Source organism: Stutzerimonas chloritidismutans, assembly GCF_020783375.1.
Taxonomy (GTDB): domain Bacteria; phylum Pseudomonadota; class Gammaproteobacteria; order Pseudomonadales; family Pseudomonadaceae; genus Stutzerimonas; species Stutzerimonas kunmingensis.
Map to the genome: position 1 here is coordinate 1,038,475 of NZ_CP086067.1, position 25,578 is coordinate 1,064,052.

The following is a 25,578-nucleotide window of genomic DNA, read 5'->3' on the forward strand; positions in this document are numbered from 1 at the left end:
GGCAGTCAGGTTGATGACATTACACTGGTACGGGTTGCAAGCCTCCGTGGGACATCCGTTGTGGTAACTGCTCGCCGCGCTCGATGGCCAGACTGACTTGCAGGCTGGTAATGAGTCGCTGCAATTGCTGTTGATCGCGCCATTGGTCGGCACTGATGTAGCGCTTCACTGCAACGCCTTCCGAGCCCGTCAATGTCAGCAGAATGCTGCCATCGGGCTTCTCGATGCTGAAGTTGACGTTGTAGCGCGGACGAAACACATCACTGATCTTCTGAAATGGACTCGTCATGCCTGGATACCTGTGTGAGGGGTTGCCAGCAATGGACCAGGCAAGGCGATGACAAGTTTCCCGGGCGCAACGGCTTGACCGCCGCAAAAATGTCGCGGGCATACCTGCCATCTCATTTCATGCCTGCGCAGTCAGCTCCGTCAGAACATCGGGGCTGCTCTTGAATGCCTTGGCAAACAACTCGCGGTGCCTGGCCATGTAGATGCCGATGTCTTCGGCTTGCTGTTCGCTCAGCGACGGCGAAGCTTGCTGCAGCACCGCAGCTAGCGCCTCTGCCAGCTCAAGCATCTTGTCGTGACGATCGGCTTCGGCTTTATCCATGAACAAACGCTCCAGGTCCCGGCTGCTGCGGTACACCACTTCGACGGCCATTTACCACCTCGGTCATTGGCAGATTGATACTGTTTATTTGTACAGCATAAGCGGCTGCGGCGAAGATTGAAAGCCTGCGCAGGAAGCGGAGTTTCGTCAGTTCTCGAATCGGCCTTGCACGCGCTCGGCCCGAAACTCCAGTGTGGCGGCGCGGTAACCGGCGCGCAGCAGCGGTAGCGGCAGGCAGGATTCCCAGCTTGCGCCGGGCTGCAGACCACCTGCCCCCTGGTAATCCGGTGCATCGTAGGCGCGTCGCGCCAGGTTGGTGCGCGAGCCCGGCGCATAGGCGGCGACTTCCCACTGCAGGCTCTGCAACTTCTTGTCGGTGTGATTGCGCAGGCGCACATGCAGCGGCTGCCCGCCGGCGCAGTGACGAGGGTCGTGAGTCAACTGAATTTCGATACGAGCGAGCAACTGCTCTTCGCGATGCTCCTGCCAGAGTACCCAGCCAGCGACCAAGGCAAGGCCGAGCACGGCACCCAGTGAAATGGGTACGGCCCTGAATGGATAGCGGATCAGCAGCACCAGCCAGGTCAGGATGAGCAGAGCGCCAATCAGCATGGTCGAGTACCGACGATCAGGTGGTTGGGCAGCATGAACGTCCTCCGTTGCGATGGGGGCATGCTAACCCGTGGCGGCGGACCCCGGGCAACAACGAAGTGGCAAGCATTTGTCGCAGGATGTCAGTCGTCCACTTTGCTGCGGCTGGCCAGACGTTCCAGTGCAGCGCGAAGCTTAGGGTCGCGGATGCCATCAGCTGCCGCCTGAATGCTGTCGGCGGCGTTGCTCGAAAGCGGTTGCGTACGCGCCGGCGTGTGCCTGGGCGGGGGCGGTGGCTGTACCTTGAACTGGATACGCGTCAGGCCCGCGAACTCTTCGAGCACTTCCAGTTGACGTTGCAGACGCCGCTGCTGATAGCGCAGCCGTGTCGCCCAGTGGCCGTCGGTGACGATAAGCAGCAGACAACCTTCGCGCCAGGATGCCACGCGGCAGTGTTCGCGTGCTGCGGGCTGCAACTGGCTCTCCAGCAGCTGTTGCAGACGATCGAGCCGAAGCGCTTCGCCGAACAAAGCTCTGAGCGGCTTCGCTTCGCGCAACAATGAGGCAGGAGCACGAGCCGGCGACGGGCGAAAGGCCATGATGGTCCGAGATGCTTGGTAGAAGCGTGAATGGTAGCAGAAGCCGGTTCGGGGAATATCCTGCCGCCTCCGGCGTTGGCGTGCTGCGCAAATGCCCAGCCTAGAGGGTTTATCGCCTGCCAGCTGCGAATATACAGGTACCCGGTAGCGCGTCCGTTGCGTCATGGTGCTGCGCAGTCAGGCACCTTTCCTCACTGCCGTTTCCGAGTAGAATGGCCCCTTTGCACGCAGCCGTGACCTCGCGGACGTGCCTCCATCCCCAGCATGGAAGTCTTTGTCGATATGTTTGCGCCTTTATTGAAGAAACTCTTTGGAAGCAAGAATGAGCGTGAGGTCAAACGCATGCTCAAGGCGGTGCAGTCCGTCAATGCCCTCGAAGAGCAGATGCTGTCGCTCTCCGACGAGCAACTGCGCAGCAAGACCGAAGAGTTCAAGGCCCGTCTCGAGAAAGGCGAAACCCTCGATCAGATCCTCCCCGAAGCATTCGCCGTCTGCCGCGAAGCGGGCAAACGCGTCATGGGCATGCGCCACTTCGATGTGCAGTTGATCGGTGGCATGACCCTGCACGAAGGGCGCATCGCCGAGATGCGTACCGGTGAAGGCAAGACCCTGGTGGCTACCCTGGCCGTTTACCTCAATGCGCTGGCCGGCAAAGGTGTGCACGTAGTCACGGTCAACGACTACCTGGCGCGACGCGATGCCAACTGGATGCGCCCGCTGTACGAATTCCTCGGCCTCTCGGTCGGCATCGTCACCCCGTTCCAGCCGCCGGAAGAAAAGCGCGCTGCCTACGCAGCCGACATTACGTATGGCACCAACAACGAGTTCGGCTTCGACTACCTGCGTGACAACATGGCGTTCAGCCTGCAGGAAAAGAACCAGCGCGAACTCAACTTCGCCGTGATCGACGAAGTCGACTCCATTCTGATCGATGAAGCGCGCACACCGCTGATCATTTCCGGGCAGGCTGAAGACAGCTCCAAGCTTTACCAGCAGATCAACCTGCTCATTCCACGCCTTACCCAGCACATCGAGGAAGAGGAGGGAGTCGTTACTCAGGAAGGGCATTTCTCCATCGATGAGAAAACCCGTCAGGTCGAGCTGAACGAACAGGGTCACCAGTATATCGAGGAGCTGCTGACCCAGGCCGGTCTGCTGGCCGAGGGCGAAAGCCTCTATTCGGCGCATAACCTCGGTTTGCTGACACATGTGTATTCTGGCCTGCGCGCCCACAAGCTGTTCCATCGCAACGTCGAATACATCGTGCAGAACAACCAGGTACTGCTGATCGACGAGCACACCGGCCGCACCATGCCGGGCCGCCGTCTTTCCGAAGGTCTGCATCAGGCCATCGAAGCGAAGGAAGGGCTGCAGATCCAGCCCGAGAGCCAGACCCTGGCTTCGACCACCTTCCAGAACTACTTCCGCCTGTACAAGAAGCTGGCCGGCATGACCGGTACCGCCGACACCGAAGCGTTCGAGTTCCAGCAGATCTACAACCTGCCGGTCGTGGTCATCCCGACCAATAGGCCGCTGGCGCGCAAGGACTTCAACGACCTGGTCTATCTGACCCAGGAAGAGAAGTTCGCCGCGATCATCTCCGACATCAAGGAGTGCCGGGAGCAGGGCCGTCCGGTGCTGGTCGGTACAGCGACCATCGAGTCCTCCGAATACGTGTCGCGCCTGCTGGAGGCCGAAGGTTTCGAGCACAAGGTGCTTAACGCCAAGCACCACGACAAGGAAGCCGAGATCATCGCCCAGGCCGGGCGCCCCGGTGCCGTGACCATCGCCACCAACATGGCCGGCCGTGGTACCGACATCCTGCTGGGCGGCAACTGGGAAGTGGAAGTCGCGGCGCTGGACAACCCGACCGAAGAACAGGTCGCGCAGATCAAGGCGGATTGGCAGAAGCGTCACCAGCAGGTCCTCGAGGCGGGCGGCCTGCACGTGATTGCATCCGAGCGTCATGAATCCCGTCGTATCGACAACCAGTTGCGCGGTCGTGCCGGTCGTCAGGGCGACCCGGGTTCGAGCCGTTTCTATCTGTCGCTGGAAGACAGCCTGATGCGCATCTTCGCCTCCGATCGGGTGAAGAACTTCATGAAGGCGCTGGGCATGGAGTCCGGCGAGGCCATCGAGCACCGCATGGTCACCAACGCCATTGAAAAGGCGCAGCGCAAGGTCGAAGGCCGCAACTTCGACATGCGCAAGCAGCTGCTCGAGTACGACGACGTGGCCAACGAGCAGCGCAAGGTGATCTACCACATGCGCAACAGCCTGCTCGCAGCCGATGAAATCGGCCAGACCATCGCCGAATTCCGCCAGGAAGCGCTGGACGCCGCGATCAGCGCGCACATTCCGCCGCAGTCGCTGCCGGAACAGTGGGATATCCCGGGCCTGGAGGCGGTGCTCTACAGCGATTTCGGTACGCGTCTGCCGGTCCAGCAGTGGCTCGACGAGGACGAAAAACTCTACGAGGAAACGCTGCGCGAGCGCATTCTCGAAGCGCTGCTGGCCGCCTACAACGAGAAGGAAGAGCTGGCTGGCGTCGAGGCACTGCGCTCCTTCGAGAAGCAGATCGTGCTGCGTGTGCTGGATGATCTGTGGAAAGACCACCTCTCAACCATGGACCACCTGCGTCACGGCATCCACCTGCGAGGCTACGCGCAGAAGAACCCGAAGCAGGAATACAAGCGCGAGTCCTTCACGTTGTTCCAGGACCTGCTCGAATCGATCAAGCGCGACAGCATCCGCGTGCTGTCCCATGTGCAGGTTCGTCGAGAAGATCCGGCCGAAGAAGAAGCCCGTCTGCGCCGCGAAGCCGAAGAGCTGGCCAAGCGCATGCAGTTCCAGCATGCCGAGGTGTCCGCGCTGGATCAGCCGGAGGAGGAGCCCGAGGTCGAAGGTCAGGCTGACGTCGCCGCGGCGCCAGTGCGGACCGAACCGAAGATCGGTCGCAACGAGCCCTGCCCGTGCGGATCGGGCAAGAAGTACAAGCATTGTCACGGGCAGGTTCAGTAAGTCCGACCTCGCCTGATGATTCCGCGCCGCGACCGGCTTCTGCCGCTCGCGGCGTTTTTGTCGCAACCCCTTTCTCGGCCTGTTGGCCATCCATTGTTCTGAAGGAGCGCATCCATGGCTGTCGGTCTTGGTCCTTTACCTACCCTGCATCCGGTACCCGGTTTCGAACTCGGCATCGCCTCCGCCGGCATTAAGCGACCGGGCCGCAAGGATGTGGTGATCATGCGCTGCGCCGAAGGCTCCCGTGTCGCCGGCGTGACCACCACCAATGCCTTTTGCGCTGCCCCCGTGCTCGTCACCCGCGAACGCATGCACGGGCCGGTGCGTTATCTGCTGACCAATACCGGTAACGCCAATGCCGGAACCGGCCCGCAAGGTCTTGCCGACGCCCGCCACACCTGTGCGGCCCTTGCGGCCATCACCGGAGTCGACGAGACGGCCGTGCTGCCCTTCTCGACTGGCGTGATCGGCGAGCCGCTGCCGGTACAGAAGATCGAATCGGCATTGCAGGCTGCACTCGATGATCTGTCGCCTGATCACTGGGCCGAGGCCGCGACCGGCATCATGACCACCGATACGCTGCCCAAGGGCGCCAGTCGGCAGTTCCAGCATTATGGTGTGACGGTCACCGTCACCGGTATCAGCAAGGGCGCCGGCATGATCCGGCCGAACATGGCGACCATGCTCGGTTACATCGCCACCGACGCCAAGGTGGCTGGCAGCGTGCTGCAGGATCTGGTACGCGATGCGGCGAACAAGTCGTTCAACCGCATCACCATCGATGGTGATACCTCTACCAACGATTGCTGCATGCTGATCGCCACCGGCCAGGCGGCGCTGCCGGAGATCACCTCCGCCTCCGGCGAGCTGTTCGCCAGGCTCAGGCAGGCGGTGCTGGAAGTCTTCATGGAAGTGGCTCAGGCCATCGTTCGCGATGGCGAAGGCGCGACCAAGTTCGTCACGGTGCAGGTCAACGGCGGTGGCAATCATCAGGAGTGCCTGGACGTCGCCTATGCCGTCGCGCATTCGCCGCTGATCAAGACCGCGCTGTTCGCCTCGGACCCGAACTGGGGCCGCATTCTCGCTGCGGTCGGCTACGCCGGCGTGCCAGATCTGGACGTGAGCAAGATCGACGTGTTCCTCGGCGAGGTCTGCATCGCCAGCCAGGGCGGGCGCTCGCCCAGCTACACGGAAGAGCAGGGCGCGGAGGTAATGGCCCGCGAGGAAATCACCATCCGTATCGAGCTCGGACGTGGAGACTGCAGCGAGACCATCTGGACCACCGACCTGTCCCACGAGTACGTGAAGATCAACGCCGAATACCGGACCTGATCGAATACTGCCCTTAGCTATTCCCGTTGTGCATGGCCCCATGTGCAACGGGAATTGCCATTTGCGCTTGCCGCGCTTTAACGTCCGCTGACTCTTCCGAAGGCAACTCGAGGTGCGTCGGTCATGGCTCTGCAACTGGTAGTCGGCGACAAGAACTATTCATCCTGGTCACTGCGCGCCGCCCTGGCAGTGGAACTGTCTGGCGCTGCGTGCGAACAGGTTCCGGTCTCACTCTATCGGCCGGACAGTCGAGCCCGGCTGCTCGGTTATTCGCCGACCGGCAAGGTGCCGGTGCTGCTGACCGAGGACGGCCCGGTGTGGGATTCGCTGGCAATCGCCGAATACCTGGCCGAGCATTTCCCCGGTGCACATCTATGGCCGCGCGAGCGCTATGCGCGCGCATTGGCGCGGAGTGTCTGCGCGGAAATGCACAGCGGCTTTCAGGCGCTGCGCAGCCATCTGCCGATGGATATGGCGCGCGACCAGGCCTTGCCCGAGCGTCCCGATGAAGTGCGGGCAGATGTCGAGCGAATCTGCGCCATCTGGAGCGATTGCTGCGAGCGCTTTGGCCGGAGTGGTGATTATCTGTTTGGCCAGCCAAGCATTGCCGACGCCTTCTATGCGCCGGTGGCTTCGCGCCTGCGCAGTTATCAGGTGGCCTTGCCAGCTGCCGCAGCGAGCTACGTCGAGACGATCCATCAGTGGCCGGCTTTTCAGCGCTGGCATCGGAGTGCCCTGCAGGAAGTGCGAAAGTGAAACGAATCCATGTCGCCGCAGCCGTCATTCGTGGTGCCGACGGGCGCGTACTGATCGCCAAGCGCCCGCTCGACAAGCATCAGGGTGGGTTGTGGGAGTTTCCCGGCGGCAAGGTCGAGGCTGGTGAGCGCGTCGAGGCGGCGCTGGCGCGTGAGTTGCTGGAGGAGCTGGGCATCGTAGTCACCGCGGCGCAGCCGTTGATCCAGGTGCGCCACGATTATCCGGACAAGCAAGTGCTGCTCGATGTCTGGGAGGTGCAGGCGTTTACCGGTGAACCCCACGGGGCGGAAGGCCAGCCGCTGATGTGGGTGACGGCGGATCAACTGACGAACTACAGCTTCCCGGCTGCGAACCAGCCGATCTTGGCGGCTGCGCGGCTGCCGCACCGTTATCTGATAACGCCGGATGGCCTCGCCCCGCAACGGTTGCTCGATGGACTCGCGCAAGCGCTGGATGACGGCATACGGCTGATCCAGCTGCGTGTGCCGTCGCTACCGCCTACCGACTACCGTGCGTTGGCAGAGCGGGCGCTGCCCTTGTGCGAGGGGCGGGCTCAGCTGATGCTCAAGGGCCCGCTACAGTGGGCATGCGATTATCCCGAGGCTGGCTGGCATCTGACCGCCAGGCAGCTGCGTGAGCATGCGGGGCGGGAACGACCGATCGCGGCGAACCGCTGGTTGGCGGCGTCCTGTCACGATGCCGAGGAGCTGGCGCTGGCAGCCGCATTGGGAGTAGATTTCGTCACGTTGTCGCCAGTGCTGGCGACCGCCAGCCATCCGGATGCCTCACCGTTGGGCTGGGCGCAGGTCGCGGATTTGCTGCTAGGCTTCGACCGACCGGCCTACCTGCTGGGCGGACTTCAGGCGTCCGACCTGTCCCCGGCACGCCAGGCAGGTGCGCAGGGTGTCGCTGCGATTCGAGCGTTCTGGCCGGATTGAACGGCTGACGCTGATGCAGGTCACTGGCGATGCTGCTGTAAACCCGATAAATGTGTCTTCGATAGATGAAAGCAATCGCGGTCATTCCCTTAATCAATTAACGGTATGCTGTTGGCTGCGTTATCGTAGGCCCCGTCAAAGTTTCTGAACCCCCTAAAGGAGTTAGCAGATGTCGCTGATCAACACTCAAGTTCAACCCTTCAAAGTCAATGCCTTCCACAATGGCAAGTTCATTGAAGTCACCGAAGAATCCCTAAAGGGCAAGTGGTCCGTGCTGATCTTCATGCCGGCTGCCTTCACCTTCAACTGCCCGACTGAAATCGAAGACGCTGCCAACAGCTACGCCGAATTCCAGAAGGCCGGTACCGAAGTTTACATCGTCACCACCGACACCCACTTCTCGCACAAGGTCTGGCACGAGACTTCCCCTGCCGTTGGCAAGGCGCAATTCCCGCTGATCGGTGACCCGACTCACCAGCTGACCCGCGCTTTCGGTGTGCACATCGAAGAAGAAGGTCTGGCCCTGCGTGGCACCTTCCTGATCAACCCGGAAGGCGTGATCAAGACCGTCGAAATCCACTCCAACGAGATCGCTCGTGACGTGTCGGAAACCCTGCGCAAGCTGAAAGCTGCTCAGTACACCGCCGCTCACCCGGGTGAAGTTTGCCCGGCCAAGTGGAAAGAAGGCGAGAAGACCCTGGCTCCTTCGCTGGACCTGGTCGGCAAGATCTAAGGCTTCGCCTATCTGCCCTGCGTGCTGGAGGGCTTTTCAAAGCCCTCTGGCAACCCAACGCCTGGACGCGAACCGTCCGGGCGTTTTATTTCCTGAATTCCGTACGGGGTACCGCTGCTCATGTTGGACACCAATCTCAAGACCCAGTTGAAAGCCTACCTGGAGAAGGTCACCCAGCCCTTCGAGATCGTCGCGTCCCTCGATGACGGCGAGAAATCCCGGGAAATGCTGAGCCTGCTGCAGGACATCGCCGAGCTCAGCGACAAGATCACCCTGAAGACCGATGGCAACGATGCACGCAGGCCGTCGTTCTCGCTCAACCGCATCGGCGGCAACATCAGCCTGCGCTTCGCCGGCATCCCCATGGGCCACGAATTCACCTCGCTGGTGCTGGCCCTGCTGCAGGTCGGCGGCCACCCGTCGAAGACGGCGCCGGAGGTGATCGAGCAGATCAAGGCGCTGGATGGCGACTACAGCTTCGAGACCTACTTCTCGCTGTCCTGCCAGAACTGCCCGGACGTGGTTCAGGCACTGAACCTGATGGCCGTGCTCAATCCGAGCATCAAGCACGTCGCCATCGACGGCGCGCTGTTCCAGGACGAAGTCGAAGCACGCCAGATCATGTCGGTGCCAAGCATCTACCTCAACGGCGAGCTGTTCACCCAGGGCCGCATGAGCGAGGAAGAGATCCTCGCCAAGCTCGACACCGGCTCCAGCGCCCGTGATGCCGAGAAGCTCAAGGCCAAGGACGCCTTCGACGTGCTGGTGGTCGGCGGTGGCCCGGCCGGCGCCGCAGCGGCCATCTACGCGGCGCGCAAGGGCATCCGCACCGGTGTCGCCGCCGAGCGCTTCGGCGGTCAGGTGCTGGACACCATGGCCATCGAGAACTTCATCTCGGTGAAGGAAACCGAAGGCCCGAAACTGGCCCGCGCGCTGGAAGAACACGTGCGTGAATACGACGTCGACATCATGAACCTGCAGCGCGCCAGCCAGCTGATTCCGGCCGGCGACGACGGCCTGCACCGCGTGCAGTTCGAGAATGGCGGCGAGCTCAGGGCCAAGACCCTGATCCTCGCCACCGGCGCGCGCTGGCGCGAAATGAACGTGCCGGGCGAGCAGGAATACCGCGGCCGTGGCGTCGCCTACTGTCCGCACTGCGACGGCCCGCTGTTCAAGGGCAAGCGCGTGGCGGTGATCGGCGGCGGCAACTCTGGTGTCGAAGCGGCCATCGACCTGGCCGGCATCGTCGCTCATGTGACCCTCCTCGAGTTCGGCGAGGAACTGCGTGCCGACGCCGTGCTGCAGCGCAAGCTCAACAGCCTGCCCAACGTCCGCGTGCTGAAGATGGCGCAGACCACCGAGGTCAAGGGCGACGGCCAGAAGGTCACCGGCCTGGTCTACAAGGACCGCACCAGCGACGAGCTGCACCAGGTCGAGCTGGAAGGCATCTTCGTGCAGATCGGCCTGCTGCCCAACAGCGAGTGGCTCAAGGGCGCCCTGGAGCTGTCGCGCTTCGGCGAGATCATCGTTGATGCCAAGGGCCAGACCAGCATTCCCGGTGTGTTCGCCGCCGGCGACGTGACCACGGTGCCGTACAAGCAGATCGTGATCGCCGTCGGTGAAGGCGCCAAGGCCTCGCTGAGCGCCTTCGATCACCTGATCCGGTCGTCCGCGCCGGCCTGAATCGAAGCGCAATAACGAAGGGGAGCAGCCGCGAGGTTGCTCCCCTTTTTCGTTTCTGGCGCTCGGCAGGACGCTCAGGCAGAAGCGAACGCCTGCCGGCGCGCCGGGTCTCAGGACGTACATGCCGAGCAGTCCATGGAGCTGTCCACAACGATGATGAATGCGCAAACGCTGCAGAGCTCACGCCGGGTCGTGCTGACCTATGCCAACCGACCACGCGAGCCGCAGCACGAGAAGGTCGTCCACGCGGCCTTGGCCGAACGCCTGGCGACCTTGCTGGGGACGAGTTACGGCGGTGAGTACGATCCAACGCGTCGCTATGACGCCCATCCCTACCTGATACCGTCGGGCACCGTCGTCGGCCTCCGCGAAGCCCAGGAGCTGGGGCTGAACGAGGAGGGTGACCTGTTTGGTGGTGTCGTGCCGCAGGCCTTTGTCGAAACCAAAGCGATCACTCATCCGCTCGTGCGTCCGGACGCCGTGGCGCCGGTCGGCTGGTCGCGGGACTTCAGTACCCAGGTCAAGGGCAGCGTGCTGGCCGGCTACAGCGCCTTCAGCATCGAGGATGCGCGTGACGCCGGGCGGCGCCTTTTGCACGAAGGGCCGGTGCGGATCAAGCCGGTACGCGCCACGGGTGGCCGCGGGCAGCAGCGCGTCGATGAAGCCGATACCCTCGATGAGGCCTTGTTTGCGCTCGATGAAAAGGAGCTGGTCCAGTACGGCCTGGTCCTGGAGGCGCATCTGGATCGCGTCATCACCTTCAGTGTCGGCCAGGTACGTGTCGGGGGCCGTCTGGCCAGTTACTACGGTACGCAGCGCCTGACTCGGGACAACGCGGGCAACGAGGTGTATGGCGGCTCGGATCTGGTGGTCGTCGATGGCGACTTCGAGGCGCTGATGGCCCTTGATGTGCCGGAGACGACTCGTCTGGCCGTGCGCCAGGCGCAGGTCTACGACGAGGCAGCCTCGGCCTGTTATCGGCATTTCTTCGCCTCGCGACGCAACTACGACATCGCCCAGGGCGTCGATGGCCGGGGCCGGTCACGTTCCGGCGTGCTCGAGCAATCCTGGCGTATCGGCGGCGCCAGCAGCGCTGAAGTGGCTGCCCTGGAAGTCTTCAGGCAAGGCACTTCGGCGCGCGCGGTGAAGGCGTCTTCGCTGGAGTTCTATGGGCGCGAGCAGAGCGTGCCGGCCGGTGCGCAAGTTCTGTATCGGGACGAGGATGCCGATGTGGGTTTCATCACCAAGTGTGTAACGGTGGAGGACTATGGCGACGCATAGCGAAATGGTGAACATCCTGGTGGGTGATGAGCATATCGCCGGGACCTTCCTCTCACCGCCGGAGAAGATGCCAGGCGTGCTGTTCGTACACGGTTGGGGTGGCAGCCAGCAGCGCGACCTGAACCGCGCGCGTGGTATCGCCGGGCTTGGTTGTGTCTGCCTGTCGTTCGATCTGCGCGGCCATGCGCAGACCCGCGCGCAACAGGAAACCGTGACGCGGGAACAGAACCTCAATGATCTGCTCGCCGCTTACGATCTGCTGGCCCAGCATCCGCATATCGACCCCTCCGCGATTGCAGTGGTCGGCACCAGCTATGGCGGCTACCTCGCGGCGATTCTCACCGCGCTGCGTCCGGTGAAGTGGCTGGCCCTGCGCGTGCCGGCGCTGTACCGCGACGAGGAGTGGCAGGTGCCCAAGCGGCAGCTCGATCGCGACATCCTCAACCAGCTGCGCAGCCGGCGCGTGCTACCGGACGAGAACCGCGCGTTGGCCGCCTGCGCGGCGTTTCGCGGTGACGTGCTGATCGTCGAATCCGAGCACGATACCTTCGTCCCACACGAAACCATCATGAGCTATCGTGCCGCCTTCCACGGCACCCACTCCCTCACCCATCGCATCATCGACGGTGCCGACCATGCGCTGAGCAACGAGCGCTGCCAGGAGGCCTACACCTCGATTCTGGTGAACTGGGCGACCGAGATGATCATCGGCGCGCGTCTCGACGAAAAATCCCCTGAGGGCTTCAAGGCGGTCGACGAGTAGCAGGTCAGCACTCGCCTCCGACGGCCCTTGGGGCGCGCAGGAGGGAGCATTGCGTCAGTCCGCTCACTCGGGATGTGTCGGTGGGGGCGTGGGGCCGACGAAACGACTCCAGCGGCGGTCGAGCACCTGCTGCTTGAGCACTTCGATGACGTCGACCAGCAGTTCTTCTAGCGCCAGGTCGGTATTTTCGTCCTGGTAGACCCAGGCATCGAAGAACTCGTCGGCGAGATTGCCGGCCAGTACCTGGAACTGCGGGCCACGCATGCCTTCCACGGCGCCCTGCAGCAGCCGCGCGGCGATGTCGCTGAGTGCATCGTCGAGCGTGCTGGCCAGGCGGTTGCCCAGCGGCAGGCGCCGCAGATTGTGCATCTCGGGATTGTTCTGCAGCGCCTGGTGAATCAGTTGGCTGACATAACCTTCGATGGCGCCGCGATTGTCGCGGTAGCCGGTCTCCAGCATGTCCTGCAGGCGCCGCGAGATGTCGTTGAGCAAGCGCTGTTTGCGCGGCCGCACCACTTCCTGCAGCAGCCGGCGCGAAAGGTCGTCGCTGGCGCCGATCTCCTGCTGCAGGCGGCCGAACAGGCGCACCATCACCCGGTCGGAAAGCTCCTCGATCAGCAGGTAGTAATAACGGCTGAAAAGGCCGTAGATGGCCCAGCCGCGCATGTCGATCAGCCCCAGGCGCTGCAGGCGGATCAGCAGCGCGCCGACACGCAGTACGCGCAACCAGCGCAGCCCGGCCAGGGGAATGCAGCCGAGCACGTCATACCAGTGCGCGAACGGGTAGTAGTACCAGCGTGCATAGCGGCGCTCGAACAGTGCCACGGTCCAGCCGAGCAGCACGTCGAGGACGAAGATCGCGACGAAGCCCAGGTCGATGTACTGGAAGTTGGCGTGGACACTCTGCTGGTAACGCGCGTGCAGCTCTGGCGCGAGGTCCGCCAGCACTGCGCTGACAGGCTGCAGGGCGAACAGGCTGTCGAACAGAATCAGCGACAGGTTGATGCACACCAACAGGACGATGAAGGCTTCCCAGGCGGCGTGCAGCTGGTCGCGACGGCGGGCCTGTCGCGCCACGACCGGCTCAGTCATCCGCGGCAGGTGAAGCAGCGGCTGGCTGCCAGAGTATTTCACCGCAACCCTGGCGCCGAGCGATCAGGCGGGCGGCGACGAACAGCGCATCGGAGAGCCGGTTCAGATAGGCCAGCAGCACCGGGCGTACCGTTTCGCTGGCATTGAGCTGCTGACAACGACGCTCGGCAGTGCGCGTCATGCTGCGGCACAGGTGGGCGAGGGCGATCAGCCGGGAACCGCCTGGCAGGATGAATTCCTTCAGCGGCCCGAGCTCCTGGTTCCAGCGATCGATGGCCTGTTCCAGCCGCTCGATTTCGTTGTCCTGCAGCGCCTGGTAGTCGGGCATCGCCAGCTCGCCGCCGAGGTCGAACAAGCGGTGCTGGCAAGGCGCGAAAACGCTGATCAGCTCGTCGAGCGCTGGCCATTGCACCTGCGCATCGGCCAGTTCGGCCAGCAGCAGGCCGAGCTGACTGTTAAGGGTGTCGACCTCGCCCATGGCCTCCACGCGAGGATGGTCCTTGGCAACCCGACGGCCGTCGCCGAGGCCGGTTTCGCCGCTATCGCCGGTGCGGGTGTAGATTTTCGACAGTCGATTGCCCATGTATCGGTTCCTTGGTCAGGTCGCCATCTGCTCGCCGGGCGAGTTCAGGGGCAACCGCAGGGTGAATGTGGTGCCGTGGCCTGCGTGGCACTGCACCTCCATCTGCCCTTGATGGTTGTTGGTGATGATGAAATACGAGACGGAAAGACCCAGCCCGGTTCCCTGGCCGACTTCCTTGGTGGTGAAGAATGGCTCGAAGATGCGCTTGCGCACATTCTCCGGGATGCCACCACCGTTGTCCTCGACGTGGATTTCCGCCCACGGCGGATTCAGGCGCGTGCGCAGGATGATCTGTCCCGGCTCCTCGCTCTGATGGGTATGAATGGCCTGAGCGGCGTTCTTCAGCAGGTTGAGCAAGACCTGCTCCAGCTCGTTGCCGATGCACGGTACGCGGTCTATCCGCGGGTCGAAGTCACGGACAATATCGATGGCCTTGAAATCGAAACCGTCGATCAGTGCGAAGTCGTTGCCGGCGATCTCCAGTGCCTGATCGATCAGAACGGGCAACTGGCAGTCCGCCAGCTGACGGTTGCTCATGCGGCTGAAGCTGAGCATGTGGCTGACGATCTTCGCCGCGCGCGAGCCGGCCTGCTGGATACCATCGAGCAGCTGCGGCACTTCGCGGCGCTGCAGGTACTGGTTGACCGCTTCCAGGCGCACGCCGGTTTCCTCTGCGGCCTCGCGATTGCGTTCCAGTTCCGGCGACAACCGCCGGCGGATGTTCTGTGCGTTGTGCAGGATGGCGCCGAGAGGATTGTTGATCTCGTGGGCCATGCCGGCCGCCAGGCTGCCCACCGAGAGCATCTTCTCCGACTGCACCATCATTTCTTCCATGTTGATGCGCTGGGTGATGTCGTCGATGCGGATCACCACACCGCGGCCACCAGCGCCGGTCAGTGGGTAGCAGGTCAGCGCATAGTGGTGCGGCTCGTCGTTGCGCAACCAGGTCACCCGCTCGATCTTCGCCACCACGTGCTGTTCCGAAGTACGGCGGATCTGCGCAAGAAACGGCTTGAGCGGCTCGAAGGCGACGAATACCGGCTGGTTGAGCGCGTCATCCAGCGGCGTTCCGGAAAGGGCGCTGGCTTCCTGGTTCCATTGGGTGACGTAGAGCTGTTCGTCGAGGGCGATCAGCGCCGAGGGCATCGAATCGATGATGCTGTTGAGGTACTTCTGAAAGCCGGTCAGCTTCTGCTCGATCTTGCTGCGCACCTGCACTTCCAGCTCCAGCTTGCGGTTGGAGTGGCGGGTTTCCTCGGCCAGGCCCTGGGCATGATCGAATGCCTCCTGGGCATCGTCACGGGCGCGCTTGAGCTGCTGCTCACGAGCCTCCATGCGCGACAGCATGGTGTTGAAGGCATCGGCCAACCGGCCGATCTCGTCCTGGTTGCCGGGCTTGGCGCGCAGGGAATAGTCCTCCTCGCGGGTGACCTGGCGTGACAATGCTTCGAGTTCGCGAATCGGGCGGGTGATGAGTTGACGTATCTGCCGGGCGACCAACACCCAGAGCAGCAGGCTGGCGACGAGAATGGCCAGGCTGGCGGTCAGCGTACCGGTGTAGAAGGCGCCGGGCAGCTCGCTGCTGGCGACCATCAGCAGATGCCCGGCACTGCCATCGGCTTGCGGCAGCCTGACCAGCAGGTTGGCGCGAATCTCGCTGGCACGCCAATGCTCGACATCGCTGAGCTGTTCGGGCAGACGCAATCGGTCGCCTTGCTGGAGTTGCGCGAGGCTGTTGCCGTCGCGGTCGTAGATCATCGCGGCTCGCAGCGGCGCATAGCCGTCCAGGCGTTTGAGCAGCTTGCTGGCGGCTTCCGGCGAAGACAGCGCCCGCGCGCTCAGTTCTTCGGTAGCGAACAGCTCGCCGAGGGTGTGCATGGCCTGCGGCGCAACGCTCTGCCGTGAAATCCAGTAGGCCGCGCTGATGAACGTCAGGTTGGAAACCAGCAGAACGGCGGCAAGCAGGACGAGCAGGGCCAGCAGCAGTTTGCGGCCGACCGGAAGGTTTTCGAGGCGCTGACGCAGGATCATTGGCGGGACACGGCATAGCAGAGAGTTTCTGCAGGGTAGCTGCGGCTCAGTCCGTGGGCAATCCGCGCTGGCTGAGGTGTTCACGCAGGTGGCGATGCAGTTCGTGCAGCCGGGGTAGCGCGAGCCCCAGCGAGTCGGCGCTGCGGCAGGCATGGCCGAGCAGGTAGGCGATCTCGGTGCGCCGGCCGAGTCGAACGTCCTGATACATCGATGAATAGTTGGCCGCGGTGGCCTCGATCACCCGCAGCACCTCGCCTTGCAGATCGCTGGCAGCGGATGGCTGACCGCTGGCTTCGAGCAGTTCGACGAGTTCTTCGCAAAGCTCGGCGAGCTGCTCGCGATGCTGCAGCAGCTCGCCATTACGGCAATCGTGGAGCACCGTCAGCGGATTGATCGCGCAGTTCAGCGCCAGCTTGCGCCAGAGCCGCGCCAAGATGTCGCTGGACCAGGTTTGCGGGATGCCCGCTCGGTTCAGTTCGTCCAGCCAGGCCGGTGCACTGCCGCCGTTCGAATCGCCCAGCCAGTTCTGCCCACGGCCGGCGAACACCACATGGAAATCGCCTTCTCGATAGGCCCCTTCGGTACTTGAGACGAAGATGCAACGCGCCTGCGGCCAGCGTTCGGCGATGGCCTGCTGGCTGCCGAGGCCGTTCTGCAACAGGAGTATTTCGCAGCCAGAGGAGAGGCGGGACGCCACCTGAGCGATTGCGCCTTCGGCGTCGTAGGCTTTGCACGCGACCAGCAGGCGTTGGATCGGCGTGCTTGCATCAGGCAGTTCTGCCGGGATGGCGTAGAGCCGAGATAGATCGTCGGCAGTCAGCGTGAGCCCACCGGCGCGCTGGTAATCGGCGAGGCGCTGGGCAGAGCGCAGGATTACCCGTACTGTTGCGCCCGCTCCAGCCAGGCGGGCCGCCCAGAGGCTGCCGAGTGCGCCTGCGCCGAGGACGTGCCAGCTCACCCTCAGGCCGACTGCTTCAGGCGCAACGGCACGATGCGGCCGGTGCTGTAGGCGCTCGGCAGCAGGGCGGCCGCGCGCTCGATGATGGTTTCAGGCGCGATCGGCAGCGCATCAGTGTCGAGGCTGATCAGACTGATGCCCGCCTTGATGGATACGAAACCCTCGCTGGTCTTCAGCGCCCTGAGATTCAGGCCTTCATGCAGGCGCTTGAAACTGCTCGGCGAACAACCCTTGAGATCGTTGACCAGGGCCAGCAGGCCGAACTGGCTTTCATTGATTCGGCACACCACATCCAGCGGGCGGACGAGCTGCTGCAGGCGTGTGCCGATGGCGCTGAGTATCTCCGCGTAGACCGCATCGCCATAGCGCTCGCGCAGCGCATCGGAGTCGGGCAGGCCGATCTGCAGGTAGTACAGCGCCGTGCCGCGGTTCTCCATCTGGCGCAGGCTGGCCGCCAGGCGCTGGTGCATGTAGCGGGCGTTGCCGAGATGGGTCTGCGGGTCCTGCAGGCTCTGCCCTTCGAGGCTCGCGACATTCTCTGCGAGCTGGTGATTCTCCTGCTTGAGCCGTTGCAGCGAGCCGCACAGACGGTCGGCGGCGAAGATACGCGGCAACAGCTGCTCGTTCATCGCCGACTTGCTGATGAAGTCGTCAACGCCGTGGTCGAACGCCTGCCCCAGGGCGTTCTCGCTGTCACGGCCGGTGAGCAGGATGATGTAGCTGTAGTGCCCGCTCTGGGCGTCGCGCTGGCGAATCTGGCCGGTCAGCTCGAGGCCGTCCATTTCCGGCATCAGCCAGTCCGCCAGCAGGACATGCGCGGGGCGTTGCGAATGCTGCACCAGTGCGTCGGCGGCGCTGCTGGCGAAGCGGATATCCTGGTAGCCGGCTTTGCTCAGCGCGCGACCGATCATGACGCTGGAGAATTTGGCGTCATCGACGACGAGAATGCTCAGGAGAGGGTTGGGCATGGCAAGCTCAATCAATTGAAGGGGGACGTCCTGTCACTCCTTGCCGTAGGGCGGGCGCTGACACGTCGAATCGTTATAATGACCGCGCTTTCTTAACCGTCAAGACATACGCGCTCGGCTCATGCGGCCGGTCGCGCTATACAGTGGAGGAATCCCCATGCCCTCGTTCGACGTGGTGTCCGAACTGGACAAGCACGAAGTCACCAACGCGGTCGATAACGCGATCAAGGAACTGGATCGTCGTTATGATCTGCGCGGCAAAGGCAGCTTCGAGCATAAGGATCTGACCGTGCAGCTGACGGCGGACGCCGAGTTCCAATTGGAGCAGATGCTCGAGATCCTCAAGTTGAGCCTGGTCAAACGCAAGATCGATATCCAGTGCCTGGAGATCAAGGACGCCTACGCTTCCGGCAAGAGCACCAAGCAGGAAGTGGTGCTGCGCGAGGGCATCGACAAGGAGCTGGCGAAGAAGATCGTCGCCTACATCAAGGATGCCAAGCTCAAGGTGCAGGCCGCCATCCAGGGTGAGCAGGTACGCGTCACCGGCAAGAAGCGCGACGACCTGCAGGAAGCCATCGCCCTGCTGCGTGGCCATGAATTCGGCATGCCGCTGCAGTTCAACAACTTCCGCGACTGATCCTCCCTCCGCGCCTCGGCGCGTGCATTCATCCCCCGCTTTTCGTCGGTGCTCGCGTTGCGGGCACCGATTTTCACAAGGAGTAATCCATGGACCTGAGCGTCGACTACCTGGTCGATCTTTCCGAATCCTGGCTGCCTGTGGTGCTGCAATACGGTGCCCAGGTGACCCTGGCGATATTGACCCTGCTGTTCGGCTGGTGGTTGATCAACACCCTGACCGGCAAGGTCGCCAGCCTGCTGCAGCGTCGTCATGTGGATCCGACCCTGCACGGTTTCATCGGCAGCCTCGCCAGCATCGTGCTCAAGGTGCTGCTGCTAGTCAGCGTGGCCTCGATGATCGGCGTGGAGACCACCTCGTTCATCGCCGTGATCGGTGCCGCCGGCCTGGCCATCGGTCTGGCGTTGCAGGGCAGCCTGGCGAACTTCGCTGGCGGCGTGCTGATTCTGCTGTTCCGTCCGATTCGGGTCGGCGAGTGGATCGAAGCCCAGGGCGTAGCGGGCACCGTGCATTCCATCCAGATCTTCCATACGGTGCTCAAGTCTGCCGACAACAAGACCATCGTGGTGCCCAACGGCAGTCTGTCCAATGGTCATATCACCAACTACTCCCGCGAACCGCGGCGTCGTGCCGATATCAACGTCGGCATCGATTACGGCGCAGACATCAAGCTGGCGCGGCAGATACTGCTGGAAATCGCGCAGGACGAGCGCGTGTTGCACGACCCCGAGCCGGTGGTATTCGTCACTGGGCTGGGGGACAGCTCGGTCAATCTGTCGTTGCGGGTCTGGGTCGCGACCGGTGATTTCTGGCCGGTGACCTTCGGTTTCACCGAACTGGTGAAGGAGCGTTTCGACGAGGCGGGGATCGGCATTCCGTTTCCGCAGCGCGTGGTGCACCTGGTTCAGAGCTGAGGTCTTGCCTGAACGAAGCGAAGCCGGCATTTGCCGGCTTCGTCGTTTCTGCTTGTCGCCTCAGGAATGTTCGGAGGCTGTTTCGTGCGGTGTGTCCTCCGGCTGCTGGCGGGTTCTGCGCCACTGCCAGACGATCAGAATCAGCGTCGGCACACCGAGCAACGCGGTGACCAGGAAGAAGTCGCTGTAGCCGAGGTGTTCCACCATGACCCCGGAGTAGCCACCCAGCAGACGGGGCAGTAACAGCATGAGCGAACTCAGCAGGGCGTATTGGGTGGCCGAGAACTTCAGGTTGGTCAGGCTGGACAGATAGGCGACGAAGGCGGTGGAGGCGAGGCCGCCGCTGAAGTTGTCGCAGGAGATGGTGACGATCAACATGTTCAGATTCGCGCCCATCTCGACCAGCAGCATGAACATCAGGTTGGTCGCTGCCGAGGCGACTCCGCCGATGAACAGGATCGGCAGGATGCTGAAACGCACGATAAGCAAGCCGCCGAAGGCCGCGCCGAGCAGCGTCATCACCAGACCGAACAGCTTGCTGACGCTGGCGATCTCGTCCTTGGAAAAGCCCTGATCGATGTAGAACACGTTGGCCATCACGCCCATCACCGTATCCGACATCCGGTAGGTGGCGATCAGTCCCAGCAGCAGCAGCGCCTGCCAGCGGTAGCGCACGATGAAATCGGTGATCGGCGTCAGCACCGGCCCCATCAGGATGCGCCCGGGTGCCGACAGGCAGCCCCAGCAGATCAGCAGGTACATGGTGCCGCGCGGCCAGTAACCGCCCCAATAGGACTGGAACATACCGGTGGTCGACACCATGAGGATAATCAGCACGATCACCGATACCGCCTGGTGGGCGAAGTCGAAGCGCGCCGGTCGCTGGCGTTGCTTGGCTTGGCTGAAGATATGGCGTACCGGCACGAACAGCGCCCGGCCCATCGGCGAAATGCTGCCGAGGATGAATAGTGCATACAGCGTCGCTCGCGGCCAGGCCTGGGCGATCAGTGCGTTGATCATCGCCGGTATCGAGATCAGCAGCACCAGCAGCAGGCCGACTGCAGCGAGCTGGTGATTGAAGCTATAGCGCGAGGGCTCGTTGGGCAGCGGCGCAGCGGCGTCCGGCTCGCGGATCACCAGGCTGGTGATCAACCCCGGAAGGATCAACAGGGCGAAGGCCAGATAGGTCGTGGTCCAGGCTGCCTGGTTGTAGTCGAGGCTGCTCGAGCCCAGCCATTCGGCGAGGAAGAGCGCGCCGGCGCTGGCGAGCAGCATGGCGATGCGATAGCCGGTCATGTAACTGGCTGCCAGGGTCGCCTGCAACTTGTCCTCGGCGATCTCCAGGCGATAGGCATCGATGGCGATGTCCTGGGTGGCCGATGAAAACGCCACGACCACCGCCAACGCGATGAGCATCGTGAGGTTGTATTGCGGGTTGCACAGCGCCATGCCAACTAGGCCGATGGCGATCAGCGCCTGAGACAGCACCAGCCAGGAGCGCCTGCGCCCGAGCGCGCCGATCCAGGGCAGTCGCCACTGGTCGAGCATCGGCGACCAGACCCATTTGAATGCATACGCCAGGCTGATCCAGCTGGCAAAACCGATGGTTTCCCGCGAGACGCCCGCTTCGCGCAGCCAGACCGACAGCGTGGAGAACACCAGAACGGCGGGAAGACCCGCAGCGAAACCCAGCAACAGCAGGGCCAGCGTAGCGGGGCTGGCGTAGGCGGCTAGCGCATCGCGCCAGGTTTCACGGGACATACATCGAGGATCTGTGCGGTTTGGACGAAGCGCGCACTCTAACCGCTGTGCTCCGTCGAATGCCAGCCGTGCCGACGCATGTCCACCCGGTCGTTGATGATGGTCAGCCCTTCGGCCCGCAGGCGCATGCGCTGCTCGTGCCCGGCAGGGGAACCGGCCGGCAGGCTGAGCCGTCCGCCGGCAGCGATCACCCGGTGCCAGGGCAGGCTGGTGCCGTCGGGCAGCTGAGACATCAACCGGCCAACCCAGCGGGCCGCGCGACCGAGTCCGGCCATGGCGGCCAGTTCGCCGTAGCTCACCACCTTACCCGGCGGTATCTGCGACATCATCAGATAAACAGCGGCACGCCGTGCATCGGCGTCGGCAGCGGGTGGCAGCAGTGGTGGAAGGTCGGCCATGACAGGTGCTCCGGTGCAGGCAGGCGTACTGCGCGCCGAACTAGCGCTCCATTCGGCGGTCTTTGCTTGCTGTAGCTAAACGCATAGGGATAATGCCAGCCTTTCAACCGCCTTCGACCAGATTTTCAGCACATATATGTTCTCCAGAACCCTGCTTTGCGTGACCCTTTCCGCCGTTGCCCTGCCTTCGTTCGCCGACACCGTGTGGTTGAAGAATGGTGATCGTCTGACCGGCAAGATCAGTGTGCTCGACGGCGGCAAGCTGCTCATCGAAACCGAATACGGCGGCTCGATTCCGCTGAAGTGGAGCAAGATCGCCACGCTGGAAAGCGACCAGAAGCTGCTGATCAAGCAGAACGACGTGACCGGCGAGGTCGCCCAGTCGCTGCAGGCGGCCGACGAGGGCAAGGTTGTCATCGCCAATGGTGCCGCGCCACGCACGGTGGATTTGGCGAGCATCACGCAGATCATTCATCCCAAGCCGTTGATCCAGGATTTCACCTGGAGTGGCAATGTCGACGTGGCGATGGATTACAAGCGTGCCGAAACCGACACCGATGACTATGACGTTTCCTTCGACACCAAGGCGCGCCATGGGCTCTGGCGCCACAACGGCACCGGTAACTACAACCGTGAGTATCGTGACGGTGTTACGGTCACCGACAACTGGGATGCCGAATATGCGCTGGACCGCTTCCTCGACGAACACTGGTTCTGGCAGGGGCGTCTGAGCTACAAGCGCGACCAGATCGAAGACGTCCGTCGTCAGCGCACCATCGGTACCGGTCCGGGTTATCAGTTCTGGGACAACGAGCTTGGCGCGTTCTCGCTGGCGGCGTTGTTCAACCGCAGCGACTACGAGTTCGCCGACGGCGACAAGGAGAACTTCTATCTGGCGGCGATGAAGTGGGACTACAACCGCTACCTGGTGGGCAAGACCTTCGAGCTGTTCAGCACCGGTGAGCTTGGCAAGCCGCTGGAAAATGTCGCCGACTATGCCCTGGATGCCGAGGTTGGCCTGCGTTACAAGGTCACCGACTGGGCCTCGCTGAACATGAAGGCAGAGAAGGACATCATCAGCGGTGCCGACAGCGACCTCGACGAGACCCGCTACAGCATCGGGTTCGGTGTGGGCTGGTAAGCAAATCCCGTACGTCACGCATATATAAGAAAGGCAGCCAGATGGCTGCCTTTCTTTATTGCTGGCGGCGCAGCGATCAGAGGCGCAGGCCGCCGTCGAGTTCGAGAATGCGTCCGGTGTAATAGTCGTTCTCGAAGATGTACGCCACCGAATGGGCGATCTCGGCCGGCTTGCCCATGCGCCTGAGCGGGATGCCGGAGGTCATCTTCTCCAGCGCTTCGGGTTTCATGCTGGCAACCATCTCCGTCTCGATGAAGCCCGGCGCCACGCCCGCAACGCGGATGCCGTAACGCGCCAGCTCCTTGGCCCAGACCACGGTGGCCGAGGCCACGCCGGCCTTGGCGGCGGAGTAGTTGGTCTGGCCCATGTTGCCGGCGCGGGAGATCGAGGAGATGTTGATGATCGCGCCCTCGCTCTTCAGTTCGACCATCTTCGCCGCGACTTCGCGGGTGCAGAGGAACACCCCGGTCAGGTTGACGTCGATCACCGCCTGCCACTGCGCCAGGCTCATCTTGCTGATCTCGCCGTCCTTGACCTTGAGCAGCAGACCGTCGCGCAGGATGCCGGCATTGTTCACCAGGCCATGCAGGCCGCCGAAGTCCCCGGCCACGCGCACAACCATATCGCTGACCTGCTCTTCATTGGCGACGTTGCACAGGTAGGCGCGGGCGTCACCGCCAGCGGCCTTGCAGGCCGCGACTGCCTCATCCAGACGCTCCTGATTCAGGTCCACCAGTGCCAGCCGCGCGCCCTTGCTCGCCAGGTACTCGCCCATGGCGCGGCCGAGGCCCTGGCCGCCGCCGGTGACGATGATGACTTTGTCTTGAAGCTGCATGCCTATCTCCATGTGGTCGTTCTGCTGCGGGAACGACGCCCGCCGGGGAAACCGTTATGCTGAGCGCCCGTCGATCCGGACCCGTCTCGAGGAGCCTCAGGTGAGCGCCGAAGCCAGCAAGCATGCCCGACAACTCCTGCTCAAGGAATACCGTGGCGTGCTCTCCACCCATTCCCAGGCCATGCCCGGCTTTCCGTTCGGCTCGGTAGTGCCTTACTGCCTGGACGCCAATGGCTGGCCGCTGATCCTGATCAGCCGCATCGCCCAGCACACGAGCAATCTGAAGGCCGATGGGCGGTGCTCGCTGCTGGTCGGCGAACGCGCCGCCGAGGATGTGCAGGCGGCCGGTCGACTCACGCTGCTTGCCGAAGCCCGTCAGCTCGCCGAGCCCGCTGCAATCGAGTCGGCGGCACAGCGCTACTACCGCTACTTTCCCGAGTCGCGCGACTACCATCGTGTGCATGACTTCGATTTCTGGGTGCTGGAGCCGGTGCGCTGGCGCTACATCGGCGGCTTCGGCGCCATTCACTGGCTGGACCACGTCGCGCTGGCCAATCCCTTCGCGATCGAACGCGGCGAGGTGGAGCAGGGCATGGTCGAGCACATGAACGATGACCACGCCGCTGCCATCGCCCGCTATGTCGAACAGGCGGGGCTGCCGCAGAGCGCGCCAGCGCAAATGGTCGGGATCGATAGCGAGGGCTTCCACCTGCGTATCGGCCAGGCACTGCATTGGCTGGCGTTTCCGGAGCCATGCGAAACGACAATGGCCGTGCGCCAGGCGCTGGTTGCCATGGCGCGAGGCTGAGGGATTCAGTTTCGCTTCAGCCGTGACGCGCATAATCCGGTTACAGGCCGATTGTCACCCGGGTTGAATTAGACCCCTCCTGCCGCCATCTACAGAGGACTGGAAGCTGATCTTCCGTCAAGGACCATCAATGCGAATCTTCTTTGTACTGTTTCTGTTGTTTCCGCTGGCCGAGCTGTATGTGCTGATCAAGGTCGGCGGCTCCATTGGCGCGCTGGCGACCATCCTGCTGCTGGTGCTCAGTGGCATCGCCGGCATTCTGCTGCTGCGCCTGGCGGGTTTCGCCACCGCCTGGCGCGCCCGCGAACGTCTGGCCCGCGGTGAACTGCCCGAGCGCGAGATGCTGCAGGGGCTGATGATGGCCATTGGCGGTGGCTTGCTGTTCCTGCCCGGTTTCATCAGCGATGTGCTGGCGCTGGTTGTGCTTTTCCCACCGACACGCAACTTCCTGTTCCGCCAGATCAATCGGCGGATCGAGGCGCAGGTGCGCCGCCAGCGTGCTTTTGCCGACGATCTGCAGGCGCGCTCCAACCCGCAGCGGCCGAACGTGATCGAAGGCGAGTGGGAGCGCAATGACCGCGACCGCTAAGCTGCTCAGCCGACAACCGGCATGCCATCAGGCATGCCGGTTTCGTTTGTGGCCATGAAAATTTCATCTGCGCCCCTTGAAATGCACTTGAACGCCCGCATGTAGCGGACACCGCAAGGTCGCTGTCGTGTTCGACAGTCCGTCTTCTGCGGCTCGCATTGCGGGCCGCAACCGGCACCGCCGGATTTGCCCAACCCGCCGATGAAGGTCATCGGCATGGAACAACTCTACTAGGAGAGATCGACAATGAAGCTTCGTCCTCTGCATGACCGCGTCGTGATTCGTCGCAGCGAAGAAGAAACCAAGACCGCAGGCGGCATCGTCCTGCCGGGCTCCGCTGCCGAGAAGCCGAACCGTGGCGAAGTCGTTGCTGTGGGTACCGGCCGCGTGCTGGACAACGGCGAAGTACGCGCCCTGGCCGTGAAGGTCGGCGACAAGGTGGTGTTCGGCCCTTATTCGGGTAGCAACACCGTCAAGGTTGACGGCGAAGACCTGCTGGTGATGAGCGAGAACGAAATTCTCGCTGTCGTCGAAGCCTGATCGCCCCGCGAATCTC

Annotated in this window: 27 protein-coding genes; 14 read left to right on the plus strand and 13 right to left on the minus strand. The window is 63.0% G+C overall.

Annotated elements, in window-relative coordinates:
• Positions 1-19 precede the first annotated feature (19 nt).
• The 4 genes from LLJ08_RS04755 to LLJ08_RS04770 all read right to left on the minus strand — a co-directional run bounded on the left by LLJ08_RS04755 (position 20) and on the right by LLJ08_RS04770 (position 1,800).
• Complete coding sequence (locus tag LLJ08_RS04755) at positions 20-289, minus strand: DUF3509 domain-containing protein (RefSeq protein ID WP_228208329.1); 270 nt, start codon at positions 287-289, stop codon at positions 20-22.
• A gap of 117 nt (positions 290-406) precedes the next feature.
• Positions 407-661, minus strand: a complete 255-nt coding sequence (locus LLJ08_RS04760) for a YebG family protein (RefSeq protein ID WP_003299828.1) — start codon at positions 659-661, stop codon at positions 407-409.
• Positions 662-757: 96 nt separating this feature from the next.
• Entirely contained in the window at positions 758-1,222 is a 465-nt protein-coding gene (locus LLJ08_RS04765; RefSeq protein ID WP_023444085.1) for a hypothetical protein, read from the minus strand.
• A gap of 122 nt (positions 1,223-1,344) precedes the next feature.
• Positions 1,345-1,800, minus strand: coding sequence for a DciA family protein (locus tag LLJ08_RS04770; RefSeq protein ID WP_023444086.1), 456 nt, complete (start codon positions 1,798-1,800; stop codon positions 1,345-1,347).
• A gap of 282 nt (positions 1,801-2,082) precedes the next feature.
• Here LLJ08_RS04770 and secA point away from each other — a divergent pair, with 282 nt between their 5' ends.
• From secA to LLJ08_RS04810, 8 genes are all read left to right on the plus strand, one after another.
• Entirely contained in the window at positions 2,083-4,821 is a 2,739-nt protein-coding gene (secA, locus tag LLJ08_RS04775) for a preprotein translocase subunit SecA (protein ID WP_023444087.1), read from the plus strand.
• Between the two features lie 114 nt (positions 4,822-4,935).
• Positions 4,936-6,153 (plus strand): bifunctional glutamate N-acetyltransferase/amino-acid acetyltransferase ArgJ, encoded by a 1,218-nt coding sequence (gene argJ / locus LLJ08_RS04780; RefSeq protein ID WP_228208330.1) that lies wholly within the window; start codon positions 4,936-4,938, stop codon positions 6,151-6,153.
• 123 nt (positions 6,154-6,276) lie between these two features.
• Complete coding sequence (locus tag LLJ08_RS04785; protein WP_228208331.1) at positions 6,277-6,909, plus strand: glutathione S-transferase family protein; 633 nt, start codon at positions 6,277-6,279, stop codon at positions 6,907-6,909.
• Entirely contained in the window at positions 6,906-7,847 is a 942-nt protein-coding gene (locus tag LLJ08_RS04790) for a Nudix family hydrolase (protein ID WP_228208332.1), read from the plus strand. Before LLJ08_RS04785 ends, LLJ08_RS04790 begins: the two co-directional genes overlap by 4 nt.
• Positions 7,848-8,016: 169 nt before the next feature.
• Positions 8,017-8,580: an alkyl hydroperoxide reductase subunit C gene (gene ahpC, locus LLJ08_RS04795; protein WP_003284760.1), complete on the plus strand. Its 564-nt coding sequence runs from the start codon at positions 8,017-8,019 to the stop codon at positions 8,578-8,580.
• Between the two features lie 120 nt (positions 8,581-8,700).
• Entirely contained in the window at positions 8,701-10,263 is a 1,563-nt protein-coding gene (gene ahpF, locus LLJ08_RS04800; protein WP_228208333.1) for an alkyl hydroperoxide reductase subunit F, read from the plus strand.
• A 153-nt stretch (positions 10,264-10,416) separates the two neighbouring features.
• Positions 10,417-11,544: a DUF3182 family protein gene (locus tag LLJ08_RS04805; RefSeq protein ID WP_228208898.1), complete on the plus strand. Its 1,128-nt coding sequence runs from the start codon at positions 10,417-10,419 to the stop codon at positions 11,542-11,544.
• Positions 11,531-12,307 carry an alpha/beta hydrolase family protein gene (locus LLJ08_RS04810; RefSeq protein ID WP_090522253.1) on the plus strand — a complete coding sequence of 259 codons (777 nt, stop codon included), beginning with the start codon at positions 11,531-11,533 and terminating at the stop codon, positions 12,305-12,307. The genes LLJ08_RS04805 and LLJ08_RS04810 overlap by 14 nt, the downstream gene beginning before the upstream one ends.
• 63 nt (positions 12,308-12,370) lie before the next feature.
• On the opposite strand, the gene LLJ08_RS04815 is transcribed toward LLJ08_RS04810, so the two are convergent.
• From LLJ08_RS04815 to LLJ08_RS04835, 5 genes are read right to left on the minus strand one after another with little or no spacing between them, the layout of a single operon-like run.
• On the minus strand, positions 12,371-13,399 hold the full coding sequence (locus LLJ08_RS04815; RefSeq protein WP_228208334.1) for an ion transporter: 1,029 nt from the start codon (positions 13,397-13,399) through the stop codon (positions 12,371-12,373).
• Positions 13,392-13,982: a cob(I)yrinic acid a,c-diamide adenosyltransferase gene (locus LLJ08_RS04820; RefSeq protein WP_003299844.1), complete on the minus strand. Its 591-nt coding sequence runs from the start codon at positions 13,980-13,982 to the stop codon at positions 13,392-13,394. The genes LLJ08_RS04815 and LLJ08_RS04820 overlap by 8 nt, the downstream gene beginning before the upstream one ends.
• A gap of 15 nt (positions 13,983-13,997) precedes the next feature.
• On the minus strand, positions 13,998-16,013 hold the full coding sequence (locus LLJ08_RS04825; RefSeq protein WP_228208335.1) for a sensor histidine kinase: 2,016 nt from the start codon (positions 16,011-16,013) through the stop codon (positions 13,998-14,000).
• Positions 16,014-16,059: 46 nt separating this feature from the next.
• Positions 16,060-16,971, minus strand: a complete 912-nt coding sequence (locus tag LLJ08_RS04830) for a putative 2-dehydropantoate 2-reductase (protein WP_228208336.1) — start codon at positions 16,969-16,971, stop codon at positions 16,060-16,062.
• Between the two features lie 2 nt (positions 16,972-16,973).
• Entirely contained in the window at positions 16,974-17,939 is a 966-nt protein-coding gene (locus LLJ08_RS04835) for a response regulator (protein ID WP_228208337.1), read from the minus strand.
• A gap of 157 nt (positions 17,940-18,096) precedes the next feature.
• Between LLJ08_RS04835 and LLJ08_RS04840 the strand changes: the two genes are divergently transcribed.
• A complete protein-coding gene (locus tag LLJ08_RS04840) occupies positions 18,097-18,576 on the plus strand; it encodes a YajQ family cyclic di-GMP-binding protein (RefSeq protein ID WP_003299849.1) in 480 nt (159 codons plus the stop codon).
• Between the two features lie 89 nt (positions 18,577-18,665).
• Entirely contained in the window at positions 18,666-19,490 is an 825-nt protein-coding gene (locus LLJ08_RS04845; protein WP_228208338.1) for a mechanosensitive ion channel family protein, read from the plus strand.
• Positions 19,491-19,550: 60 nt separating this feature from the next.
• Here the strand turns inward: LLJ08_RS04845 and LLJ08_RS04850 are convergent, their stop codons facing one another.
• Together LLJ08_RS04850 and LLJ08_RS04855 are read right to left on the minus strand one after the other, a co-directional pair.
• Positions 19,551-21,251 (minus strand): AmpG family muropeptide MFS transporter, encoded by a 1,701-nt coding sequence (locus tag LLJ08_RS04850; protein WP_228208339.1) that lies wholly within the window; start codon positions 21,249-21,251, stop codon positions 19,551-19,553.
• A gap of 38 nt (positions 21,252-21,289) precedes the next feature.
• On the minus strand, positions 21,290-21,649 hold the full coding sequence (locus LLJ08_RS04855; RefSeq protein ID WP_228208340.1) for an MGMT family protein: 360 nt from the start codon (positions 21,647-21,649) through the stop codon (positions 21,290-21,292).
• 136 nt (positions 21,650-21,785) lie between these two features.
• On the opposite strand from LLJ08_RS04855, the gene LLJ08_RS04860 reads away from it, so the two are divergent.
• Positions 21,786-22,790, plus strand: a complete 1,005-nt coding sequence (locus LLJ08_RS04860; RefSeq protein ID WP_228208341.1) for a DUF481 domain-containing protein — start codon at positions 21,786-21,788, stop codon at positions 22,788-22,790.
• A gap of 76 nt (positions 22,791-22,866) precedes the next feature.
• On the opposite strand, the gene LLJ08_RS04865 is transcribed toward LLJ08_RS04860, so the two are convergent.
• The gene (locus LLJ08_RS04865) at positions 22,867-23,625 is read right to left on the minus strand and encodes an SDR family oxidoreductase (RefSeq protein ID WP_228208342.1); all 759 of its coding nucleotides are present in this window, start codon (positions 23,623-23,625) and stop codon (positions 22,867-22,869) included.
• A 100-nt stretch (positions 23,626-23,725) separates the two neighbouring features.
• Between LLJ08_RS04865 and LLJ08_RS04870 the strand changes: the two genes are divergently transcribed.
• Together LLJ08_RS04870 and LLJ08_RS04875 are read left to right on the plus strand one after the other, a co-directional pair.
• Positions 23,726-24,433: a HugZ family pyridoxamine 5'-phosphate oxidase gene (locus tag LLJ08_RS04870; protein ID WP_228208343.1), complete on the plus strand. Its 708-nt coding sequence runs from the start codon at positions 23,726-23,728 to the stop codon at positions 24,431-24,433.
• A gap of 130 nt (positions 24,434-24,563) precedes the next feature.
• Positions 24,564-25,022: an FxsA family protein gene (locus LLJ08_RS04875; protein ID WP_014819374.1), complete on the plus strand. Its 459-nt coding sequence runs from the start codon at positions 24,564-24,566 to the stop codon at positions 25,020-25,022.
• Positions 25,023-25,027: 5 nt separating this feature from the next.
• On the opposite strand, the gene LLJ08_RS04880 is transcribed toward LLJ08_RS04875, so the two are convergent.
• On the minus strand, positions 25,028-25,240 hold the full coding sequence (locus tag LLJ08_RS04880; RefSeq protein WP_191122489.1) for a hypothetical protein: 213 nt from the start codon (positions 25,238-25,240) through the stop codon (positions 25,028-25,030).
• Between the two features lie 28 nt (positions 25,241-25,268).
• Here LLJ08_RS04880 and LLJ08_RS04885 point away from each other — a divergent pair, with 28 nt between their 5' ends.
• The gene (locus LLJ08_RS04885; protein WP_003294630.1) at positions 25,269-25,562 is read left to right on the plus strand and encodes a co-chaperone GroES; all 294 of its coding nucleotides are present in this window, start codon (positions 25,269-25,271) and stop codon (positions 25,560-25,562) included.
• Positions 25,563-25,578 lie beyond the last annotated feature (16 nt).

Bases quoted from the DNA above. Each gene is read 5' to 3' on its own strand.
- LLJ08_RS04810 (WP_090522253.1), top strand. From the start codon at position 11,531: ATGGCGACGCATAGCGAAATGGTGAACATCCTGGTGGGTGATGAGCAT.
- LLJ08_RS04815 (WP_228208334.1), bottom strand. From the start codon at position 13,399: ATGACTGAGCCGGTCGTGGCGCGACAGGCCCGCCGTCGCGACCAGCTG.
- LLJ08_RS04850 (WP_228208339.1), bottom strand. From the start codon at position 21,251: ATGTCCCGTGAAACCTGGCGCGATGCGCTAGCCGCCTACGCCAGCCCC.
- LLJ08_RS04770 (WP_023444086.1), bottom strand. From the start codon at position 1,800: ATGGCCTTTCGCCCGTCGCCGGCTCGTGCTCCTGCCTCATTGTTGCGC.
- LLJ08_RS04755 (WP_228208329.1), bottom strand. From the start codon at position 289: ATGACGAGTCCATTTCAGAAGATCAGTGATGTGTTTCGTCCGCGCTAC.
- argJ (WP_228208330.1), top strand. From the start codon at position 4,936: ATGGCTGTCGGTCTTGGTCCTTTACCTACCCTGCATCCGGTACCCGGT.
- LLJ08_RS04865 (WP_228208342.1), bottom strand. From the start codon at position 23,625: ATGCAGCTTCAAGACAAAGTCATCATCGTCACCGGCGGCGGCCAGGGC.
- LLJ08_RS04825 (WP_228208335.1), bottom strand. From the start codon at position 16,013: ATGATCCTGCGTCAGCGCCTCGAAAACCTTCCGGTCGGCCGCAAACTG.
- LLJ08_RS04760 (WP_003299828.1), bottom strand. From the start codon at position 661: ATGGCCGTCGAAGTGGTGTACCGCAGCAGCCGGGACCTGGAGCGTTTG.
- LLJ08_RS04765 (WP_023444085.1), bottom strand. From the start codon at position 1,222: ATGCTGATTGGCGCTCTGCTCATCCTGACCTGGCTGGTGCTGCTGATC.
- LLJ08_RS04805 (WP_228208898.1), top strand. From the start codon at position 10,417: ATGATGAATGCGCAAACGCTGCAGAGCTCACGCCGGGTCGTGCTGACC.
- secA (WP_023444087.1), top strand. From the start codon at position 2,083: ATGTTTGCGCCTTTATTGAAGAAACTCTTTGGAAGCAAGAATGAGCGT.
- ahpF (WP_228208333.1), top strand. From the start codon at position 8,701: ATGTTGGACACCAATCTCAAGACCCAGTTGAAAGCCTACCTGGAGAAG.
- LLJ08_RS04820 (WP_003299844.1), bottom strand. From the start codon at position 13,982: ATGGGCAATCGACTGTCGAAAATCTACACCCGCACCGGCGATAGCGGC.
- LLJ08_RS04885 (WP_003294630.1), top strand. From the start codon at position 25,269: ATGAAGCTTCGTCCTCTGCATGACCGCGTCGTGATTCGTCGCAGCGAA.
- LLJ08_RS04845 (WP_228208338.1), top strand. From the start codon at position 18,666: ATGGACCTGAGCGTCGACTACCTGGTCGATCTTTCCGAATCCTGGCTG.
- LLJ08_RS04785 (WP_228208331.1), top strand. From the start codon at position 6,277: ATGGCTCTGCAACTGGTAGTCGGCGACAAGAACTATTCATCCTGGTCA.
- ahpC (WP_003284760.1), top strand. From the start codon at position 8,017: ATGTCGCTGATCAACACTCAAGTTCAACCCTTCAAAGTCAATGCCTTC.
- LLJ08_RS04840 (WP_003299849.1), top strand. From the start codon at position 18,097: ATGCCCTCGTTCGACGTGGTGTCCGAACTGGACAAGCACGAAGTCACC.
- LLJ08_RS04835 (WP_228208337.1), bottom strand. From the start codon at position 17,939: ATGCCCAACCCTCTCCTGAGCATTCTCGTCGTCGATGACGCCAAATTC.
- LLJ08_RS04855 (WP_228208340.1), bottom strand. From the start codon at position 21,649: ATGGCCGACCTTCCACCACTGCTGCCACCCGCTGCCGACGCCGATGCA.
- LLJ08_RS04875 (WP_014819374.1), top strand. From the start codon at position 24,564: ATGCGAATCTTCTTTGTACTGTTTCTGTTGTTTCCGCTGGCCGAGCTG.
- LLJ08_RS04860 (WP_228208341.1), top strand. From the start codon at position 21,786: ATGTTCTCCAGAACCCTGCTTTGCGTGACCCTTTCCGCCGTTGCCCTG.
- LLJ08_RS04880 (WP_191122489.1), bottom strand. From the start codon at position 25,240: ATGCCGATGACCTTCATCGGCGGGTTGGGCAAATCCGGCGGTGCCGGT.